The sequence below is a fragment of the Parapedobacter tibetensis genome, from assembly GCF_024704835.1.
In the GTDB taxonomy this organism is placed as follows: domain Bacteria; phylum Bacteroidota; class Bacteroidia; order Sphingobacteriales; family Sphingobacteriaceae; genus Parapedobacter; species Parapedobacter tibetensis.
Genome location: NZ_JAMXBE010000002.1, coordinates 243,472 through 264,475, shown reverse-complemented (window position 1 = coordinate 264,475; position 21,004 = coordinate 243,472). Strand labels below are relative to the sequence as shown.

The window sequence follows — 21,004 nt, the reverse complement described above, 5'->3', positions numbered from 1 at the left end:
ACATAATTGTCCTTTAAAGGCCTCATGGAACCTTTGATGAATAAAATAATCATTGCACGGTTTGCTTAATGATTATTTTATTCATGTCGGATTCATTCGTACATAACTGTTCTTTAAAGGTCTCATGGAACCTTTGATGAATAAAAATAATCATTCCCCTGTGGGTTTAATGATTATTTTATTCATGTCGGATTCATTCCCCAAGCAATCTACAGCCGTCACGATCACTTCCGCAAGTTTCGTCTCTTCGTCAGCGGCATAGCGCGGCAACTTCAGATAGGTGGCATCGCCTTGTAAAATTTCATAGTCCCACGTGGCACCGAAGCGGAAATACACCACCCACTTGAATACACCGCCAACGTCGGGGTGTTCCCAGCTTACATCCACTTCCCTACCCAGATCCGCCACGGTCACCGTTGGAATCTCGGGGGCATCATTGCTTAACCAAGGACTAGCTGGCACCAGAGCCTGTTGTTTGTAAGGGCCATCTAACAACCCTTTGGCAAGTGCGGGGTGGCGGGTGAGCGATGATATGCTCCAGTGGATGGCCCCTTTGCTAGCAGGTAGCATCCCCCGTGTAATCATGATTTGGTTGGTCACTTCTTTCAAGTTGGCTTCATCTCCTCCACGGCCTACGTTCATACCCGGCCACAGGTGTCGCCCATGGATATTTTCCTGCTGCCACCAGCCCAGCAATACCGGGAAACTCTGCGGCATTTGGGAAATGGGCCAGTACAGTTGTGGTGCAAAGTAATCTATCCAACCCGCATTCAGCCACAATTTGGCATCGGCATACAAGCTGTTGTACTGATCCATCCCCGCGATACCCTCCGGATAGCCCGGACGCCAAATACCGAAAGGGCTTAGCCCAAATTTTACGCCCTTCTTTTCTGCCTTGATTTCCCTGTAAATACGTTCGATAAATCGGTTGACGTGGCCCCTACGCCAATCTGCTCTTGAAAGCGCCCCTCCCTGTTGTTGGTAGGCCGCCCAACTGTCGTCATCCGGGAAGTCGGCACCTCCATTGTAGGATTCATAAGGGTAGAAATAATCATCGAAGTGCACGCCATCGATATCGTACCGTTTCACGATGTCCATCACCACGGCGGCGGAGTGGTCTTGCGTGCTTTGCTTGGCCGGATCAAACCACCAATATCCCTCCTTGAGCCTCACGACCGATCCAGGCATTTTGTTGACAATGGATTCAGCGGCTACCTCACCCCCTTCTATGTGATGTGCCCGATAAGGGTTGAGCCATACATGCAATTCCAACCCTCGCTTATGGGCCTCATCTACCCAAAAGGCCAAGGGGTCATAATAAGGACTGGGCGCCATGCCCTGCTTCCCGGTAAGGTAATATGACCAAGGTTCCAAGTTACTTTGGTACAATGCATCCGCCTGTGGCCGCACTTGGAAGATAACCGCATTAAAATGGTGGTCTTTCAGGAAGTTGAGCAAGGCAAGTGCCTCCAGTTGTTGTTCGGCCGTACTCAGACCGGGTTTGCTCGGCCAGTTGATGTTTGCTACGGTGGCTACCCATGCTGCCCGGAACTCGCGCATGGCTGATGGAGGTTGCATAGCGGTACGATCCATCATCACAGGTCTTTTGGAGCTGCAAGACGCCAATAGATACAATCCGAACAGTATTTGAAAAGTTTGTTTCATCATTTTTTATACTATTTCTCAACGGCTAATTTCCGATAGCTGATTTCCGATAGCTGACAGCCGACAACTGATCCACCTCCCTCAAAAAACGCTGCAATCCGGCTACAATACTTCCAGCCACCTCATCATGGAATTTCGTATCCAGCAACCGTTCCTCGTCTTCCGGATTGGAGAGAAACGCTACTTCCACCAATACCGAAGGAAATTCTGTAGGCGAATTGAGCGTGAAATTGAAGCCACCTACATTGCCGAAATCAGCCAGGCCCAATTTGCGCATCTCCGCATAGATATGTTGCGACACCGGACGGTAAGGTTGGTGACGATAATAGGTAGAAGCCCCCTGCACCATGGGGTTGCCCGATGCGTTACAATGGATGCTTACCAAGATATCCGGGTTTTGCTGCTTGATCCATTTCAACCGTTCACCATTATTGAAGGGTTTGTCGGTCTCCCGAGTCATGATTACGGAGGCACCAGCCCTGTCCAATGCCTTCTTCAGCTTCAATGCCATGGATAGGTTAAGGTCTTTCTCCAGCACGCCGGTCATCCCCATGGCGCCTCGGTTGCTACCCCCATGTCCGGCATCCACAGCAACGGTGAGTTGACGCAGATCGAGTACAGGAGGTTGCGGTTTCACACGGATAACCAATCTACTGCCTTCATAACCAATTTCATACCCCCACAATTGTTTTTCTTTCAGTTCGATATATATCCTGAAAATATCTTTGCTCACCTGTTCGTACCAAACGTTTTGAATGGCCAAAAGCCCGTCTTTTTGGGTAATCCAGTTGCTATTGGATACGGCTCCATAAACATCCACCACGATACGCGTCGGATCTTGCTGTTGGATGGATGTATACGGTAATCGCTCGTTGAGACCTATCGCCACATAGTCATTCACGGTATCGGTATACACAGCCCAACTGCCGGTAATGGAATGGGGACGGAAGTGCACTCCTTTTTGCAAACGCAGGTTATTTGCGGGGATATAGGCCTGCATCTGCTCGGATAGTCTTACCCGGTACATGTCTTGCCATTTTCCGGTTACCTCCAGCTTCACCCCGTTATCGAGGTGCCCCATCCGTGCACCCCCCAGTCGATCGGTGCCTAAACCATAGAACAACGGCGCCTGGTCTCCCGTGGTGAGGCCGGTCAGTGTGTGGTGTTGGGTGAGGAAGGTAACCTGCTCCCGGCTATCAAGCGTCACGTTCTTTTTGGTTGCGTTATCGCGAAGATAAAACGGGATGCGTTTATTCGCCAATGTGTCTGACGGTTGTACGGTATATTCACCCCGGTAAATACCCGCAACCCCCGCCTCAGATGCATCCACTTCATATAGCGGAATATCCTTGTAGAAATAAGCTTGCATGCCCGGCGTGGCCTTCATCTCCACTTGCAGGTGGTCGCCCGGTTGCAACCACAACTCGCCCCCAGGTAATATCCGCGCATATTCAATGGCAAATCCAGCCGTAGGCTGCGGTGGTGCGGGCTTTTCATGCACCATCACCATTCGCTTACGCAAGGTATCGGTATCAACGACGTGGCATATCTCCAATTCGTTTATGCCGTTTTGTAGGTACAAAGGCGCCGCAAACACCCCTGTACGGTATATCTTCACTTCCGTCCCATTGAGGAACAACATACCGGAGGGGTCGGCTACTCCCCTGAAATAGGCTATGGACGTGTCAATCATGCTGCTATCCGCTGCTGGGGATACGATCTTCAGCCTCGGATGCTGTTGTCCCATGGATACAAAGGAACTACTTAGCACCATGGTTACAGCCATAAATACGGCAAAGAAGAGAGATTTAGGGGTATTTCCTCTATAATAGTTGCTTCCCAATGGCAGAGGAGAGACCGATAACTTCACCTTTATATGCAACGCGATTATTTTGCATATAAAAGTGAAGTTATCTAAGTTTAAAATCATATTCATTTAAATAAAATCTTACAGCAAACCAATAGTGGCTTATCCCATCCCTGCAATTAAATCTTGGAAGGCTACCAATTGGTTAAAGGTACGCTTATGCAAGAATAAGGAAATAATCTGGAATATTTTGCTTGTTTATGCGTATATGAATAAAAATGTTGCATCAATGCGTATGGCAAACCGGACTTTCGGGCTTTCAGACTTCCCGACTTTTAACTAAACTTGCATCATGGAACCTTCGGCATTGTACTCTTATTTCCTCAAATACCCTGCTATCAGTACGGATACCCGCAATATTCAGCCCGATAGCCTGTTCTTCGCCCTTAAAGGAGCAAATTTCAACGGGAATGCCTTTGCAGTCGAGGCCCTTGACAAAGGCGCACGGTATGCGATCATCGATGAAGCACCTTACCAAAAGGACGAGCGGTTTCTATTGGTTGCAGATGTGCTGACCGCCTTGCAGGAATTGGCTCGTCATCACCGCGCGCAACTACGGATTCCTATTATTGGCATTACAGGTACCAATGGTAAAACGACGACCAAAGAATTGATCCATGCTGTGCTATCGCGAAAATTCAATACGTATGCTACGAAGGGCAACCTCAACAACCATATCGGCGTACCGCTGACTGTCCTATCCATCATGGAAGAAACGCAACTGGCTATTGTGGAGATGGGAGCCAACCATATCGGTGAAATCGCATTCCTCTGCGGAATTGCACAACCCACCCATGGACTTATCACCAACGTAGGCAAGGCTCATCTCGAAGGTTTTGGCAGCTTTGAAGGCGTCAAAAAGGCAAAGGGAGAATTATACGATTATTTGGCCGCTAACCATGGAACGTTATTTCTGCAGCAAGACAATCCTTTGCTCCGCGAAATGGCCGAAGGGCGGCCTATCGGTAACGTGGTGCGCTACGGCTTTTCCGGTGAGAATGACCTGATCGGCGAATTGATTGGTGCCAATCCCTTGCTAGAAGTGCGGTGGCGAGAGAAAGGCAACGAAACCGGTCATACGGTACGCACCCAGCTGACGGGCTCATACAATACGGAAAATATCCTGGCCGCGGCTTGCATCGGCAGGCACTTCGGCTTGGCACCCCAAAAAATCAACCAAGGCATTGCTGGTTATACACCCGCCAACAACCGCTCACAACTTATGCAGACGGCACGCAATACCCTCATTTGCGACTACTATAATGCCAATGCCAGCAGTATGGCCGCGGCCTTGGAAAACCTCCGCATGCTGGAGGCCGATAAGAAAGCCATCATCCTTGGCGATATGTTTGAAATGGGCGACGACTCGCATGAAGAACATGGCAAGGTGATGCAGCAAGCTACTGCGCTTCACGCCGCCCGCACCATCTTCGTAGGCAAAGCTTTCCGGCAGCACCGCCACCCAGATGCTGAATGCTATGAAACCACCGAGGAGGCAAGGGAAGCCTTGGATCGGTTCCCCATCGAAGGGGCATTGGTCTTGCTCAAGGCTTCACGGGGCATGGCTTTCGAGAAACTGATAGACGTGTTGTAATCCTCATTGGGGTGATAAGGAAAAAACGCTTGGTTACATACGATTATTTAAGTATTTTTCCTCTATAAAAGTTGTTTTTTCACTTACGTAATTTTATTTCAAAGGTGTTCAAGAGGGCTTCGCCGTTCTCAATGGCAGCTGAGTAGACCGATAACTGTGTAGCATTCATGAGCTCAGGTGAAAGTAGACGACTGCGAATAAAGTTGCTTTTTATTTCACGCAATTATAGTTGCATATTAAAGCAACTTTATCTAAGTTTGTATTAAATCATTTCAATATGAAGGTCTTATTAGAAGTTAAGGACAACAAATTTGCGGCACTTATGGAAGTGTTGAAAGACTTTTCATTTGTGAACGCAGAAGCACTCTCTGAGTCAGATATTGAATTATTCAACGAAATAAAGGAAATCAAGACTGCTTATAAAAACGCTACTTCGGTAAAAGCGGGCAAACTAAAAACACGACCTATCGAAGACTTGATGAATGAAGTTTAATATTCATACGATTGCTTACTTCGATAAGCAATTTAAACGCCTAACCAAGAAGTACCCCTCTCTAAAAGTTGAATTTTTATCACTTGTCGATACACTCAAAAATAATCCGACAACCGGCACTCCTATAGGAAACGATTGCTATAAGATAAGAATAGCCATCGCCTCCAAAGGTAAAGGCAAATCAGGCGGAGCACGTGCAATCACGTACGTTACGATTAAGGATTCCACCGTTTTCCTGTTATCAATCTACGATAAGTCAAATCAATCATCTATAAGCGACAAGGAGTTGCTTAAGTTGCTTGAACACGTAAAATAATATTCCGATCATTAAGCCGACCTTGAAATCGCCTGTAACGCATCCAACAAGCGATCGAGGTCCTTCAGGCTGGCACCAAAATAGTAATGATCTCGCGCCGCAGCTCATTTTTCACCATTCCACTCATCCATCAAACCCGCTGTCCGCTACCGCACAATAGGTGTTCGATATCGAACAGTTTTATTCTATTAAAAACCACAATATACTGTATTCAAATAAGTTATATTTTTGGCACGACCTTGTATAGTTAATTAGCAGTTGGTCCTGCCCCAGGCAGGAGCAGTCGAACAAACAGTTAATAACAAAAAAATGATAGCTGATGGCTGATAGCCGGTAGCTGATAGCGAAAAACAATGGACAGAGCATTACCGAAAAAGAGATGGAACAGTAAACGCATCGCGATGGTTGCGGGCATCGTAGGCATACTAGCCTTGATTTTTGCCAGTTACTACTTTACCTCCGGCAATTCACGGCTCAACGTGAACGCCGAACGCATCACCATATCCGAAGTGAAAGAAGACTCTTTCCGGGAATTTATCCCCGTCAATGGCTCTGTTTTACCCATCAGCAGTATTTTCCTCGATGCTTCCGTAGGTGGCCGTGTGGAAGAGAAGTTTGTAGAAGACGGGGCACACCTCAAAAAGGGCGATCCCATCATGCGGCTTTCAAATACGGATTTGGAACTGAGCTTGGTAACCCAAGAGACGCAGGTATATAACAACCTGACCCAAATGCAGATTGCACAAACCAATGCACAGCAAACTTCCATTGCCAACCGCAACCAGATGGCCGATGCGGAAAATGCACTCAAGGAAGCGAAGCGGCTTTATGACCTCAACAAAACCCTATATGAACAGAAAGCCGTAGGGCTCCAGGAATACCAGCAGGCGAAAAACAACTACGATTACCAGCTGCAACGGATAAAGCTGACCCGTGAAAACATCGTCCAGGACTCCATCCGCAGTGTCCAATCACTTGAACAGAATAAGCAACTGTATTCCAGCGGCATGTCTGCATTGGGATTGATGCGGCAAAAAGTAGGTGACCTCATCCTTCGCTCACCCGTGGACGGGCAGCTCACTTCGTTCGATGCGGAAATCGGCCAAAGCAAAAGCCCCGGTGAGCGCCTCGGTCAAATCGATGTGCTCACTGGCTTCAAGGTCCGCGCTGACATTGATGAGCATTACATTTCGCGCATCTATCCCGATTTGGAAGGCGAATTCACCTTCGCCGGCAAAGCTTACAAGTTGGTGATCAAGAAAGTCTATACACAGGTAACCAATGGCCGCTTCCAAGTGGATATGGTATTTGTGAACGAAGTGCCTGAAGGTATTCGCCGTGGGCAGACCCTGCAAATCCGCCTAGCACTCAGCGATGAAACCAAAGCTATTTTGCTGGCCAAAGGTGGCTTCTATCAGCAAACCGGAGGCAACTGGGTATTCAAGCTCACAGAAGACGGCAAGACCGCTTACCGGGTGGATGTGCAGCTTGGTCGCCAAAACCCCGATTATTATGAAGTAATCAGTGGACTAGAACCGGGAGATAAAGTGGTGACATCGAGTTATGAGACGTACGATCGGGTGCAGGAGTTGAGTATTAGTAACTAGCGGTCGGCTATCAGCAACCGGCTGTCGGCCTGATTGCGTAAGGCCTTCGCCCAAGGGAGTTTTAGGTTTTAATAAATTAAGGAATACAAAATGAAATACAGACAGAATAAACGTAAATAAAACCGACGGCCGATAGCTGAGATTCAATAGCCATGATAAAGAACTACATAAAAACCGCTTTCCGCACGTTGACAAAAAACAGGTCGTACTCAGCCATTAACATCTTCGGATTGGCCCTGAGCCTTTCGGCGGCCATCCTCATTCTCCTGTGGGTGTGGGATGAGCTAAGTTACGATCGTATGCATAACAAGGGCGATCGCACATATGTCATGACAGCCACGCTGGATCCCAACGGCGGGGATATATGGTACAATACACCCTCTACCATAGCGGTGTTCGGAAAAAACGAAATTCCTGCGATTGAAGCCGCTGCACGTATCAACGACGGTAGCACTAAGTTGGTAGAATACCAAGGGAGACATTTCCAAGAATCTGTGCGACATGTAGACCCTGAATTTTTCCAAATCTTCGACTTCCCCTTTATCGCAGGCAACCGTGAACACCCCTTTGCAAACCTGCATTCCGTGGTCATCAGTAAAAGCATTGCAAAAAAATATTTCGGAGACACAGACCCCGTCGGCAAAATCATCCAAATCGGCAAAACGGAAAGCTATGAGGTATCAGCGGTCATCGAAGATATGCCCAACAATTCCAGTCTCCAATACGATATCTTGTTCCCCTTCGAGCTACTGGGTGAAAATGGGAGACGCGACCTCAATAGCAATTGGAGCGACTTTAACTACGAAACCTATCTACTGTTGAAGCCAGAAAGTGACCCATTATCAGTGAGCCAGCAATTGACCAAAATCCATGTGGACAATAATTCGGAATATGCGGATATACTCAAAGAATTCCGTTACGGCTTGTTTCCATTTCTTGACATTCACTTAAAAGGAGACTCGCAACGCCATCAGCAAGTGCGAATATTCATGATAGTAGCTTTAGTAATCCTACTCATCGCTTGCATAAACTATGTCAACCTAGTGACTGCCCGCTCCACACGCCGGAGCAAAGAAGTAAGTATCCGAAAGGTAGTGGGCGCCAACAAGACGCATCTTTTCTGGCAGTTTATCAGCGAATCCGTAGTAGTATTCTTGATAGCAATGGTTATTGCTATTGGCCTTATTTACCTAACCATGCCGTTATACAATGAACTATCAGGCAAGGAGATGCTGTTTTCCTTACTCGATAGCAAGGTATGGATACTATTTGGTGCTTCCATGCTGGTGGTGCTCCTCATGGCGGGAGTGTATCCAGCACTCATACTTTCCACCTTTAAACCCGCTTTAGCCCTTAAAGGAATCATCCCTGGCTTAGGCAAAAACAATGGCTTCCGCAAGGCACTAGTCGTGGTACAGTTTACCTGCTCCGTCGTGCTCATTGTCTCCACCATCGTCATCGGCAAACAACTCGCCTATATTCGTCAATTGAATCTGGGTTATGATAAGGAGAATACGATGATGTTTAAGCGACACAATTTCGGAAATCTCGAAACCATCAAGAGTGAACTGAAAAATCAACCCGGCATTTTAGGGGTAACTGCCTCATCACTCCGGTTGGATGATGCACAAAGCTTCACCACGTCCATCGATTGGGAGGGAAAACCTGCCAGTATGAATCAATATACGATCAACCAATTGTCGGTCGATCATGATTTCATCGATGTCATGGGCATGGAACTGGTGACGGGTAAAGGCTTCACCGGTACTCCGGCAGACAGTGCCCATTATATCCTCAATGAAACCGCCTTAAAGCAAATCGGCATCGAAGACCCAATTGGCAAACCGCTTACCCACCAGGGAAAACCGGGTACCATCGTAGGCATTGTCAAGGATTTTCATTTCCGAGACATGAAAAATGCTATCGGCCCTGTTGTGTTGTTCACCACTTGGGGGTGGGATAACATCTATGTACGTACCACCGCCAAGGATGCCAAGCAAGCAGTCGAAGCTATAGAAAAACTGTGGAAGCAGTACAATGCCGACTACGAGTTTGACTACACATTCATGGATGAAACGTTTGACCGGCAGTATCGTGAAGATATCCGTACAGGAATGCTGTTCAATATTTTTGCCGGTATCGCCATCCTGCTTTCCTGTCTCGGGCTATTCGGACTAGTCACCTACACCGCTGAAACCAAGGTGAAGGAAATCGGTATCCGCAAGACCTTGGGGGCCAGTATATCCAACATTATCCTTTTAATCTCAAAAGATTTCCTCAAGCTGGTGGCTATCTCGTTTGTGGTGGCTTTCCCGCTGGGTTGGTGGATGATGAACAGCTGGTTGGAAAACTACGTATACCATACCGGTGTTGAGTGGTGGGTATTCGCTGCAGCAGGTCTCGCTGCCTTTGCCATCGCGGCCATTACGGTATGCGGTAAATCACTGAAGGCGGCACGGGAAAACCCGATTAAGGCAATAAGGACGGAGTAGGATTGTTAGCTTTCGTCCGCCAACTGGCGGATATCGGATAGGTTCGGACCGATGAGTTTAAGGTTCTTAACTAAACGAAGGAATACGAAACAAAATACAAACGTATAAACGTAAATAAAGCTGATTGCTGACCGCTGATAGCCGAAAGCCAACTGCTAAATGCCAAAAAGCCATGATTAAGAACTACATCAAAACCGCCTTCCGTACGCTCACCAAGAACCGGTCGTACTCCACCATTAACATCGCAGGGCTGGCAGTGAGCCTTTCTGCGGCCATCCTCATCCTGTTGTGGGTGTGGGATGAACTGAGCTTCGACCGGATGCACAGCAAAGGCGACCGGATTTATCAGGTCTCCACGACATTTGATGTCACATCGGAGAACGTCTGGCCGGTAGGACCTCCACCCCTGGCATTATTCGGGAAAGCAGAAATACCCGGCATAGCCGATGCATGTCGATCAAGTAACAGCGATGCCGTGCTCACCATGGCCAATAGTGATCGTAAGTTTGACGAGAACGGCCAATATGTCGATCCATCGTTCTTCGATATCTTTGATTTTACATTATTGGAAGGTGATTTGCGGAATCCCTTTATCGACAACAACTCCATTGTGCTCACCAAGACGTTGGCCAAGAAATATTTTGGCAGTGAAGATGCTATGGGGCAAACGGTACTCATCAACATGGATGAGGGGGCTACTGAAGGTAAACGGAGCTTCCGCGTGACCGGGATACTTGAAGATTTTCCCACCAATTCATCCATTGAGGCAGATTTCCTCCTGCCCTTTGATTTGCTCAATGAAAATGGGGATGGCATCAACGGGGAGTGGGGCAACTTCGGTTACCGTACGTTCTTTCTACTGAATGAAAGAGTAAACCCAAGCAACGTGGGCCAGCAGCTTGCCGACCTGCATCGCAAAAATAATGAGGCGGAAATTTTCAAGACCCTGGTCTACTTCCTGCAGCCGCTCGAAAACGTACACCTCTACAATGCCAAGGGTGAGGACAACGGTATGCAACAGGTGCGGATTTTTGCGCTCGTCGCCGGTATCATCCTGCTGATTGCCTGTATCAATTACGTCAATCTGGTAACCGCACGCTCCACACGGCGTAGCAAAGAAGTCGGCGTGCGGAAAGTCATTGGCGCCAACCGCTTCCATCTATTCTGGCAATTCATCACCGAATCGGTTGTTATATTCGTTATTGCCATGCTATTAGCCATCGGGCTTTCCTACGCTGCGATGCCGCTCTACAACGGCCTTTCCGGCAAGGAGATGGTCTTTAGCCTGCTCGATATTCGCATATGGATGCTCTTCGCGGGTAGTTTAGCCGCCGTTGTGCTCTTAGCCGGTATATATCCCGCGCTGCTGCTTTCCACCTTTAAGCCCGCCCAAGCCCTGAAAGGGATATTGCCGGGCATCGGCAGAAACAACGGCTTCCGTAAGGCGTTGGTGGTGATACAGTTCAGTTGCTCGGTGGTACTCATCATTGCTACCATCATCATCAGCCGTCAGCTGGATTTTATCCGCAAGAAGGAGTTAGGCTACAACAAGGAAAACGTCTTTTTCTTCAATCAACGAAATTTTTCAGGCCGGTTTGATGCCGTACGTGCCGAACTGGAAAACCACCCAGGTATTGCAGGTGTCACAGCGGCCAGCGGCAATATCAGCAATATCGGTAGCGGCACAGGCGACATAGCATGGGAAGGCAAACCAGCTAGTATGGCCAACTTTATGGTCAACTTCATGTCGGTGGATCACAAATTCTTAGAAGTTATCGGATTGCAGCTAGCTGATGGCCGTGGGTTTACGGATACACCCGCAGACTCCAGCTATATCATCCTCAATGAGACTGCCGTGAAGCAAATGGGACTGGAAGAACCCATCGTTGGCAAACCCATCACCTTCCGTGATCAGCCCAGGACCGTTGTCGGCGTCGTAAAAGATTTCCACTTCAATAACCTAAAAATCGCCATTGGCCCATGTGTATTGTTTTCGGATAGCGGCATGCCCTTGGGCGGAATGTATGTGAAAACCACGGGCAATGAAGCCTCCCAAGCTATCGCGGCCGTGAATAAGCAGTGGCAGCAATACAATAGTGAATTTGAGTTTGAATATCAATTCATGGACGAGTCGTTTGACAAACTTTATAAAAGCGATATTCAGGCCGGAAAGCTATTTAATGTATTTGCGGGCATTGCCATCCTGATTTCTTGCTTGGGTCTGTTTGGACTCGTCACGTTTACGGCAGAAACTAAAGTAAAGGAAATCGGCATCCGCAAAACCTTAGGTGCTAGTGTGGCTAATATCATCGTCCTGATATCAAAAGATTTTCTGAAATTAGTAGGTATCTCCTTTGTGGTAGCCTTCCCACTCGCTTGGTGGATGATGAGCAGGTGGCTGGAGAATTATGTGTACCGCACAGCGATCGAGTGGTGGGTATTCGCCATAGCTGGCCTCGCGGCTTTCGCCATTGCTGCCATCACGGTGTGTGGCAAGTCGCTCAAGGCGGCGCAGGAGAATCCGATCAAGGCGATTCGGACGGAGTAGTACTATAGTGCGTACGCATTAAACCTGTTGCTGGCTTGCTTTCTTTCCAACTTTGGCCATCGTACCAGTACGTTTTTTTTTTAGCTTTTGCTGCTGAATATACGCACTGATTTCCTTCCGCTCAACATCCGTTAGCGGCTTACTTTGGATAATAAAATCCACGCCTTTCGGCTCTTTTATCAAACTCATGATCTTATGTTTTGAAGTATTTTTCAACCAAAAATCTCGCTGGTTCACTATTGATTATCATCCGCTGGCTTTTAAAGTGATATGCCCCAAGCGTCTCTTCGTAGTGCTTTATTAATTGCGTTTTAGCTGTAAACGCTACAAATCCGTCAAACCCTTTTTGAAACGACACCTTACAGGCATATGCAACCAGATTACCCGCAACCCCTTCGTACAACTTATTCTTACCAATGTTGAATGGTGCACTTTCCAATAAATTCATGAATACATGGTCTCCTTCAATCGTCAAACTCAGCAGCCCCTGAATGATGGAAAAGTTATTAACAATGGTCAGTTTATATACCTCCTTCTTTATGTTCTTAAACTCAATCTTCCAATCAAAATTCCATCCATTCCGTTTTGTTATGGCTGTCAAGTCATCTTTACCCACATGCGATACCTCGGTTGGAAAACTATCTCCGGAAATTGTGTTCAAAATGGAGTTCGTGAGCCGATCGACAATGAAACCTTGCTCAATGTTTACCCGATTTGCCATACTACAAATGTACTAATTTCTACAAGCATTATGAAATTCCAAATTCCAATTCCGACAACAAACGCAGCCCACCAACTGTCCGATATCGTACAAAAAAGTGTTCGATATCGAACACTTTCCCAAACCAACACACACATAACATACTAAACCACAAAACCTTAAAAAAATGGCGCGATATCCGCTGGAACTTTTCAGAACGAAAAAATCACCCTTTACACAAATATGAGAAACAAAGCTGAATGCCAATAGCTGAAATCCGATAGCCATGATAAAGAACTATTTCAAAACCACCTTCCGCAACCTCTGGAAGACCAAAGGGTATAGTTCCCTGAATATTTTTGGACTGGCAGTAGGCATTACTGCTGCTTCGCTGATCTTCCTGTGGGTGGAAGACGAAGTGAGCTACAATGAGCACTTCCCCAACAAGGAAAACATCTATATCTCCAAGTCCAAGCAGCCCCATGACAACGGGACGTTTGTGTTTGAAGCCAACCCGGGGCCATTGGCACCCGCCATCAAAGCCGAACTACCGGGCATCAAATATGCAGCACGAGTAAACTGGCCAATGCCCTTGCTGTTCAACATAGGAAACGACAACCTCTATCAAACCGGGTTTTATGCCGACCCGGATTTCATGGATATCTTCTCGCTTGAATTCACGGAGGGCAACCGGGCGTCCGCCATGAACAACGTCAATGATATGGTGATCACACAGACTGCGGCGAAACGGCTCTTTGGCGACGAACTTGCAATGGGTAAGCTGGTACGTATCAATAATGACGAAAGCTATACCGTAACAGGCGTGGTAAAAGATTTTCCCAAGAACAGCAGTTTACAATTTGATTGGATCATCCCCTTTGCGAAACTCGAACGGTTGAATGAAGGAGGATTTGAGAGTTGGGGCAACAACAGCCTCCTGACCTATGTACAGTTGGAGCCTTCGGCCAATCTCGCCGATGTCAACAAAAAGCTTTATGATTTTGCCGAACAAAAAGTCGGAAACGATTTATTCTACAAAAACTTCCTTTATCCCATGGAGCGGTGGCGTTTATATAACAGCTTTGACAAGGACGGCAACGAACAGGAAGGCCGTATAACATATGTCCGGCTGTTCAGCATCATCGCCTGGGTGGTGCTCCTCATCGCCTGCATCAATTTCATGAACCTCGCCACCGCCCGCTCGGAGAAGCGTGCGAAGGAGGTGGGTATGCGTAAGGTAGTAGGTGCTACCAAAACATCCCTCATCCGTCAGTTTTTGGGTGAATCGATTATCCTTGCTTCACTATCTGCCTTACTGGCCATCGGGCTTATCTTCCTATTCATTGGATCCTTTAATGGCTTGGTCGGCAAAGAACTGTCCGTGGAGATTTTTAAACCGCTTCATATCGCCTTCCTTGTAGCGATTGTGATGGTTTGCGGAGTTATTTCAGGTAGCTATCCGGCCTTCTATTTGTCGTCCTTCAATCCAATTACCACGCTGAAAGGTGCCCGGCAAAAGGCTGGGGCTGCCGGATTCATCCGTCGAGGGCTCGTGGTGCTGCAATACGCGGCCTCCGTCACCCTTATTGTTTGCACCATCATCATTTTCCAGCAAATACAGCATGTAAAGGGCCGCGACATGGGCTTCGACCGCGGCCAGGTACTCACCACCCAGCTACGCGGAAAAATGCTGGAACATATCGACGTAATTAAACAGCAACTGATCGCAACCGGTGGAGGGGAAAACGCAGGAATCAGTAACATGCGTGTGCTGAACATCGGCTCGAATACGTGGGGCATGAATTGGGAAGGCAAAGACCCCAACAAACAAGCGCTTGTGGGCATCCTGCATACCGATGCAGACTTCATCCCTACCATGGGCATGCAACTGGTAGACGGCCGTAACTTTCGGCCCCATATGTTGGGCGACAGCAGCAGCATTGTCATCAATGAGGCCTTTGCCAAACTCATTAAGCCCGAAGGCAATGTTGCCGGGCAGACAGTCCGCTGGGGAGAGGCGCCCTACACGGTTGTCGGCGTGGTGAAGGATTTCGTATACAACAACGTTTATACTCCGGCAGACCCCGTTTTTTTCTACCCATTCGAATCGACGTCGGGCGTACTTAACATCAAGACAAAAGCTGGCGTGGACCTGTCCAAAACCGTAGCCCAAATCGAACAGGTCATCAAAGCCAATAATCCAGACTATCCGTTTGAATACCAGTTTTTGGATGACGTGTTTAACGAAAAATTCCAGTCTGAGATGCTTATTCAGCAACTTGCAGGTGTGTTTGCCGTACTCTCCATCATCATCTCCTGCCTCGGTTTGTTTGGCCTAGCGGCATTCACCGCCGAGCGGCGTACCAAGGAAATGGGCATCCGGAAAGTGCTGGGCGCCTCGGTGTCGTCGTTGGTCGGCCTACTCAACCGCGAATTTGTGGTGCTTGTACTGGTATCCTGTGCCGTTGCCTTTCCCATTGCATGGTGGATCATGAGCGACTGGCTGAGCAACTACCAATATCACACCAACCTGCATTGGTGGGTGTTTGCGTTGGCTGGCCTTGGGGCATTGGTCATCGCCTTGTTTACCGTGAGCTCGCAGGCCATCAAAGCGGCATTGACGAATCCGACGAAGAGTTTGCGGGATGAGTAATTATAAGCTATCAGCAGTTGGCTATCAACAATCAGCTGACTTTCAGACGCCAGAAACTGTATACAATCTTTGCAAACTGCGCTTGAAGCTGATGGCCAAAAGCTGATATCTGAAAGCCGTGATAACAAACATCATCAAAATCGCCTGGCGTAACATCATCAAAAACAAGCTATATACCCTACTGCATATTTTGGGATTAGGCCTTGGGCTGGCAACGTGTCTTTTCTTGTATACCTATATCGCCTTCCACCATAGCTTTGATCGTTTCCATCCCAAAGCGGATCGGACATTCCGGCTGGTCAGTGAACTGCACCTGCAAAAAACCGAGTATAGTAAGGGAGCTTCCTATGCGATGTACAAAGCCCCCCAAACAGAAATGCCCGAAGTGGAGGACGCCACCTTTTTACTGGGCAATCAGGAATTTACGCTGAAAATCGGGGAGAGGCTCTATAAAACAGGACAACAAGCTGCCTTAGCCTCCTCCAATTGGTTTGAGCTGTTTGATTTTGACTGGTTGAAAGGCAACCCCAAGGATTTAGACGAGGTGAATTCCATTGCCTTAACCGCGAAGTCGGCGGAAACGTATTTCGGCAATGCGGATCCCATGGGACAAATCATTCTGGTAGATAACAAGCATCCCTTCAAGGTCGTGGGCGTTATTGACGACTCTCGGAGCAACACCAGCTTAAAAGCTGAGTTGTATCTATCGTTGAACTCCATCCGGTCATTGCAACCGGACATCATGGATGCGTTTTTCAGTTATTGGAGGTTTATCAATTCGTCAAACAATGTGTTCGTCTCCTTGCAGCATCCATTGCAAAAAGAGGCTGTTGAGCAAAAATTGATGCAACTGGCTGCCAAGAATCTGGATCCAAGTGTTACAAATGTCTACAATTTCAAACTGCTTCCACTTGAAGAAGTGCACTTCGATATGAATTACGGCGGCACCGCCAAAAAATCACTGTTGGTTGTTTTGGCCATCGTGGGTGGGTGCATCATGGTGGTTGCCAGCATCAATTACATCAACCTATCGATCGCACAACAAGCGCGCCGTAGCGTAGAAATAGGCACACGAAAAGTACTTGGCGAATCTGGAAAACAGTTGTTTATTCAGTTTTTGATCGAATCGATACTCATCACCTTAGTGGCCTTATGCTTGTCATTCGCATTTATCCAATTGGCGATAGCGATTGCGCTATCAACAGTAGGATTGCAAGTCATCAAGGCAGCATGGGCCAATCCGGTGGATAGTTTGAGGGATGAATAGTAAAATAAAAAAGAGCAAGGATGAAAGGAACAAAGCGCAAGGATAGGCCTATCTCATGTCTAACTGTCGTCTAAAAAAATGCTAATGAACCATTTCAAAATCGCCTGGCGCGGATTACTGCGCTCAAAGGTGTTCACGGTACTGAATATCACAGGCCTGGCCCTTGGCTTCGCAGGATTCATCCTGTCTTACCAATACATCAATCGGGAAACCGGTTATGACAAATGGAATCCGAATTACGACCACATCTACTTGGTGGGCCTGACCTACCAAGGGCAATTTACCGACCAAACGCCCCCCTCTTTGGCCAACCGGATCAAGGTGCAACTGCCAGAGGCGGTGGATGCAGGTAGGATGCTGAACATGAGCACCTGGGGCTGGGGCACCCTGCCCCTATTCGGCGACGAAGTTGCCGTCATCAACAACGGCAAGGTCGTGGACAAGGGTTTGGCAAGAATCATGGCCATTGAGGCAACAAACCTGGATATGGCAGACACGGCGTTCGGTAACATCCGCTTGGTAGACGCCAAAACATTCCAAACTCTATTCCCAAATGAAGACAGGACGATTTTCGAGCCGCGGAATGTGGCAATTATGGGAGCGCATGCCGGTCAATACGAGACCATACACGGTGTGGCCAAGAAACGTAAATTATCGTTGGTGGATTCCGACTTCATGTTTGTAGAGGGTGAAGTTGGGGAAGAGCAAGGCGCCGAATTGGACAATCCCCGCCTTTACCAAACCTATATCCAACTCCACCCTCAAGCCGATGTCCAACAGGTGTCGGAAAAAATCAACCAGCTTTACAAAAGGGATGTCGCGCCCCACCAGTTTACCATCTCCTCCGCGTTTGCCGCAGGCGAAATCTATTTGGATCCACTGGCTAACCTGCATTTACGTCCCAAACATGGGTCAAATGCTGGCTACCTAGCTATTTGGATACTCGGTGTATTATCAGCCGTCATCCTCGCTTTGGCCGCTTTCAATTTCGCCAACCTGATGGTTGCACTCGCGAACAAGCGGGCGAAGGAAGTGGGCATCAAAAAAATATTTGGTGTCAGCCGGAAACGCCTGGCGCTACAGTTCTTCTCGGAAGTTTTCATACAGTGCCTATTGTCGGCGATTATCGCATGGTGGTTGGTCGTGTTGGCTCACAATGGCTTGCAGAAGTGGTTCGACTATGAACTAGGTGATTCTATTTCCAATAGGTTGATGCTTTGGCAGTTGCTGGCGGCGACCGTGGTGACAACTGTAGTTTCAGGAGCTTACCCAGCGATTATACTGTCTGGATTCCGGTCCGTGCAGGTGCTGAAGGGCAACTTTCAAACCAGCCATCGGATGCAGGGACTCAGGAATGGCCTGCTTACTTTCCAGTTTACCATTGCCGTGATTTTCCTGACCTCGCTGTTGGTCTTGAGTAGGCAACTAGACTACATACAGACTTCCGATAAAGGTTTTGAACCGGCACAGGTAATCAACGCGCCAATATGGGGGCAGTATTTGTCTGTTCACGAACCCACTCGGGATTTGCGGGCTCGTTTGACGCAGTTCCCTGAAATCCAATATGTCGCCGCAACAACAGATCCTCCGGGTAGTCCAACACCCCCTCCGATGAAAACATTCATGCATGGCGATGCCGCCAAGGAAATGCAACACATTGGCGTGGACGGTGAGTATTTTGAAACATTGGGAATCGCCGTCGTGGAGGGAAACGCATTCGCTGCTATTTCATCACGGGATACGTCAAACCTGGCGATAATCAACGAAAGCGCGTTGAAGGCACTGGACTTTACCCAACCTTTGGGAAGCAAAATAAGCGGCTGTGGCGTGGACTTTACCATTGTCGGGGTTGTAAAGGACAGTAAAATAAATGGATTTGAGAGCATCGTACGCCCTACAGTATATACCCAGCAAAATGAGTGTGGCGATGCTCGCTATCGGCATGCGGTGATGGTCAAGACGGTTCCAGGCACGACACGGCGGGCGCTGGAGATTCTGAAGCGCGAATGGGAACGTAATAAAATGGCAGAGGGGATTCCTTTCTCCTATGAATTTCTGGATCAACAATACGCAGCACTTCATGCCCAACAAAACCGGCTCCAATCCGCATTGGGTGGCTTTACGATTCTTTCCATCGTTATAGCCATGATGGGGTTATTCAGCATGTCTGCCTACAGCATCAGCATCCGACAGAAGGAAATGAGCATCCGTAAGGTGCTGGGCGCCTCCATTAGTCAGTTATTTCTGCAGCTCAACAGACCATTTTTCCGGTTGTTTGTACTGGCGGGCTTGATTGCTTTCCCACTGGCTTACTTGTTGATAAATCAATGGCTGTCTACATTTGCTTACCGTATCGACATTCAATGGTGGATGTTTGCGGTAACCGGAGTATGTATGGTAGTTATTATATTATTGACCGTGACGTACCAATCTTTACGTACCGCAAAGACGAATCCCGCTGATATCCTGAAAGATGAATGAACTGACTCACCTGCCATATTATCCCATCATAACGCTTTGGGTCTATCTGACTGCCCTGGCTTTCCCCAGTTTTGCTCAAACATTGACCGATCTCCAGCCGCGGCAGGGGCATGAAGTGGGGGCTATCCCTTACGACCCAGCCTTGGACAGTCCGGATTTCAAATGCTGTAATGGTGTCGTCCAGCAGTATTATGCCGTAGATGGCGGCTATCGGGGCGGGCGTAAGCGCCTAATCCAGCTGCTGAAAACCCATCCACTATCCGGGCAAACGTTGACTGTGGCAAAAAACGGATACATTACGGTACGCTTCATCGTGAACCGCGACGGGCAAACCGGCCGCTTCCGCGTATTGCAGGTGGATGGCAATTATGAAACCACATCATTCCCCCAGCCGTTCGTCGCAGATATTGTCGCCTTCGTCGAGGAGCTAGACGATTGGCGTCCGGGGCAACATCAAGGGAATACGTATGATTATTACCAATACCTGACTTTCAAGCTCACCGATGGAAAAGTGGTTGATCTATTGCCTTAGCCTAAGCTTCCTATTTGGCACATGTGGGCAGCAAACACAGCAGGAGGCCGAGCTGCTACTGGACTGCGAATTGGCCGAGCGACTGTACACTGAAATGGGGAGTCAGGGAAGTGCCCGCTCCCAACATTACCTCGATAGCGCTATCGCCCTATGCCCTACCTTTGCCAAGGGATGGCGGGAAAAGGGAGTTCCCTACCTCAAACGAGGGGATTATGCCACTTGGATGAAGCACCTCAACAAAGCGGTTGAGCTGGAACCCGAAACCTACTTGGATATTCGCGGCTGGTGCAAGGTCAAATTCCTCCATGACTACGAAGGGGGCTTGGCTGATCTCCAGCGTTACGATACATTGATAGCCGGTTCACCCAAGATGGTGGGCGATTTCAATATTTACACATGGATGGCCTTCGCCAAGTTGGGATTGCAGGACTCCGTAGCCGCAATGGCCTATTTTGATAAAACCATCGATGAAGCCGTCGCGGCCCTTGGGCCGGAATGGGTTGGAAACTACGATTACCTCTACCGGGGTATCCTGAAACTGGAGCTGAAAGACTACAAAGGCGCATTGGCCGATTTCGATCGGCAAATAAACCACTATGAAAAGCTGGCCGATGGACATTACTATAAAGGGTTACTACTTGCCCGATTGGGTAAAAAGGAGCAAGCCAACGCAAGCCTCCAAAGAGCGAAAGTGCTATTTAATGGCGAAGGATACCATGCTCAGGATCCCTATGTGGAAATGCCTTGGCAGATTTATGCAGAAGATATCAGTCGAGCACTTCAATGACC

The 21,004-nt window shown here is 48.1% G+C and carries 15 protein-coding genes; 11 read left to right on the top strand and 4 right to left on the bottom strand.

The features are described 5' to 3' along the window. Positions 1-150 precede the first annotated feature (150 nt). Together NF543_RS03670 and NF543_RS03665 are read right to left on the bottom strand one after the other, a co-directional pair. Positions 151-1,668 (bottom strand): glycoside hydrolase family 10-like protein, encoded by a 1,518-nt coding sequence (locus tag NF543_RS03670; RefSeq protein WP_257666752.1) that lies wholly within the window; start codon positions 1,666-1,668, stop codon positions 151-153. Between the two features lie 22 nt (positions 1,669-1,690). After that, positions 1,691-3,535, bottom strand: a complete 1,845-nt coding sequence (locus NF543_RS03665) for an N-acetylmuramoyl-L-alanine amidase (RefSeq protein ID WP_257666751.1) — start codon at positions 3,533-3,535, stop codon at positions 1,691-1,693. A 289-nt stretch (positions 3,536-3,824) separates the two neighbouring features. Between NF543_RS03665 and NF543_RS03660 the strand changes: the two genes are divergently transcribed. The 6 genes from NF543_RS03660 to NF543_RS03635 all read left to right on the top strand — a co-directional run bounded on the left by NF543_RS03660 (position 3,825) and on the right by NF543_RS03635 (position 12,582). Continuing rightward, complete coding sequence (locus tag NF543_RS03660; RefSeq protein ID WP_257666750.1) at positions 3,825-5,126, top strand: UDP-N-acetylmuramoyl-tripeptide--D-alanyl-D-alanine ligase; 1,302 nt, start codon at positions 3,825-3,827, stop codon at positions 5,124-5,126. 277 nt (positions 5,127-5,403) lie between these two features. Next, positions 5,404-5,619, top strand: coding sequence for a hypothetical protein (locus NF543_RS03655; protein WP_257666749.1), 216 nt, complete (start codon positions 5,404-5,406; stop codon positions 5,617-5,619). Continuing rightward, positions 5,609-5,935 (top strand): type II toxin-antitoxin system RelE/ParE family toxin, encoded by a 327-nt coding sequence (locus NF543_RS03650; RefSeq protein WP_257666748.1) that lies wholly within the window; start codon positions 5,609-5,611, stop codon positions 5,933-5,935. The genes NF543_RS03655 and NF543_RS03650 overlap by 11 nt, the downstream gene beginning before the upstream one ends. Positions 5,936-6,288: 353 nt before the next feature. Next, positions 6,289-7,542, top strand: coding sequence for an efflux RND transporter periplasmic adaptor subunit (locus NF543_RS03645; RefSeq protein WP_257666747.1), 1,254 nt, complete (start codon positions 6,289-6,291; stop codon positions 7,540-7,542). Between the two features lie 152 nt (positions 7,543-7,694). Then, positions 7,695-10,034 (top strand): ABC transporter permease, encoded by a 2,340-nt coding sequence (locus tag NF543_RS03640; RefSeq protein WP_257666746.1) that lies wholly within the window; start codon positions 7,695-7,697, stop codon positions 10,032-10,034. A gap of 172 nt (positions 10,035-10,206) precedes the next feature. Continuing rightward, positions 10,207-12,582: an ABC transporter permease gene (locus NF543_RS03635; protein ID WP_257666745.1), complete on the top strand. Its 2,376-nt coding sequence runs from the start codon at positions 10,207-10,209 to the stop codon at positions 12,580-12,582. Positions 12,583-12,600: 18 nt separating this feature from the next. Here NF543_RS03635 and NF543_RS03630 read toward each other — a convergent pair whose 3' ends face one another. Together NF543_RS03630 and NF543_RS03625 are read right to left on the bottom strand one after the other, a co-directional pair. After that, a complete protein-coding gene (locus NF543_RS03630) occupies positions 12,601-12,771 on the bottom strand; it encodes a hypothetical protein (protein WP_257666744.1) in 171 nt (56 codons plus the stop codon). 4 nt (positions 12,772-12,775) lie between these two features. Next, complete coding sequence (locus NF543_RS03625; RefSeq protein WP_257666743.1) at positions 12,776-13,303, bottom strand: hypothetical protein; 528 nt, start codon at positions 13,301-13,303, stop codon at positions 12,776-12,778. Between the two features lie 265 nt (positions 13,304-13,568). Here NF543_RS03625 and NF543_RS03620 point away from each other — a divergent pair, with 265 nt between their 5' ends. The 5 genes from NF543_RS03620 (at position 13,569) to NF543_RS03600 (ending at position 21,002) form a co-directional block, all read left to right on the top strand. Next, on the top strand, positions 13,569-15,935 hold the full coding sequence (locus NF543_RS03620; RefSeq protein WP_257666742.1) for an ABC transporter permease: 2,367 nt from the start codon (positions 13,569-13,571) through the stop codon (positions 15,933-15,935). Between the two features lie 118 nt (positions 15,936-16,053). Beyond that, entirely contained in the window at positions 16,054-17,202 is a 1,149-nt protein-coding gene (locus tag NF543_RS03615; protein ID WP_257666741.1) for an ABC transporter permease, read from the top strand. Positions 17,203-17,286: 84 nt separating this feature from the next. Beyond that, the gene (locus NF543_RS03610; RefSeq protein ID WP_257666740.1) at positions 17,287-19,683 is read left to right on the top strand and encodes an ABC transporter permease; all 2,397 of its coding nucleotides are present in this window, start codon (positions 17,287-17,289) and stop codon (positions 19,681-19,683) included. Beyond that, positions 19,676-20,215, top strand: coding sequence for a hypothetical protein (locus NF543_RS03605; RefSeq protein WP_257666739.1), 540 nt, complete (start codon positions 19,676-19,678; stop codon positions 20,213-20,215). The genes NF543_RS03610 and NF543_RS03605 overlap by 8 nt, the downstream gene beginning before the upstream one ends. Further along, positions 20,187-21,002, top strand: a complete 816-nt coding sequence (locus NF543_RS03600; RefSeq protein ID WP_257666738.1) for a tetratricopeptide repeat protein — start codon at positions 20,187-20,189, stop codon at positions 21,000-21,002. The genes NF543_RS03605 and NF543_RS03600 overlap by 29 nt, the downstream gene beginning before the upstream one ends. Positions 21,003-21,004: the final 2 nt, after the last annotated feature.

What these genes read in the sequence shown, in the direction of transcription:
- NF543_RS03605 (WP_257666739.1), top strand. Translation starts at nt 19,676, where the DNA reads ATGAATGAACTGACTCACCTGCCATATTATCCCATCATAACGCTTTGG.
- NF543_RS03650 (WP_257666748.1), top strand. Translation starts at nt 5,609, where the DNA reads ATGAAGTTTAATATTCATACGATTGCTTACTTCGATAAGCAATTTAAA.
- NF543_RS03630 (WP_257666744.1), bottom strand. Translation starts at nt 12,771, where the DNA reads ATGAGTTTGATAAAAGAGCCGAAAGGCGTGGATTTTATTATCCAAAGT.
- NF543_RS03660 (WP_257666750.1), top strand. Translation starts at nt 3,825, where the DNA reads ATGGAACCTTCGGCATTGTACTCTTATTTCCTCAAATACCCTGCTATC.
- NF543_RS03620 (WP_257666742.1), top strand. Translation starts at nt 13,569, where the DNA reads ATGATAAAGAACTATTTCAAAACCACCTTCCGCAACCTCTGGAAGACC.
- NF543_RS03655 (WP_257666749.1), top strand. Translation starts at nt 5,404, where the DNA reads ATGAAGGTCTTATTAGAAGTTAAGGACAACAAATTTGCGGCACTTATG.
- NF543_RS03610 (WP_257666740.1), top strand. Translation starts at nt 17,287, where the DNA reads ATGAACCATTTCAAAATCGCCTGGCGCGGATTACTGCGCTCAAAGGTG.
- NF543_RS03670 (WP_257666752.1), bottom strand. Translation starts at nt 1,668, where the DNA reads ATGATGAAACAAACTTTTCAAATACTGTTCGGATTGTATCTATTGGCG.
- NF543_RS03600 (WP_257666738.1), top strand. Translation starts at nt 20,187, where the DNA reads ATGGAAAAGTGGTTGATCTATTGCCTTAGCCTAAGCTTCCTATTTGGC.
- NF543_RS03645 (WP_257666747.1), top strand. Translation starts at nt 6,289, where the DNA reads ATGGACAGAGCATTACCGAAAAAGAGATGGAACAGTAAACGCATCGCG.
- NF543_RS03635 (WP_257666745.1), top strand. Translation starts at nt 10,207, where the DNA reads ATGATTAAGAACTACATCAAAACCGCCTTCCGTACGCTCACCAAGAAC.
- NF543_RS03640 (WP_257666746.1), top strand. Translation starts at nt 7,695, where the DNA reads ATGATAAAGAACTACATAAAAACCGCTTTCCGCACGTTGACAAAAAAC.
- NF543_RS03625 (WP_257666743.1), bottom strand. Translation starts at nt 13,303, where the DNA reads ATGGCAAATCGGGTAAACATTGAGCAAGGTTTCATTGTCGATCGGCTC.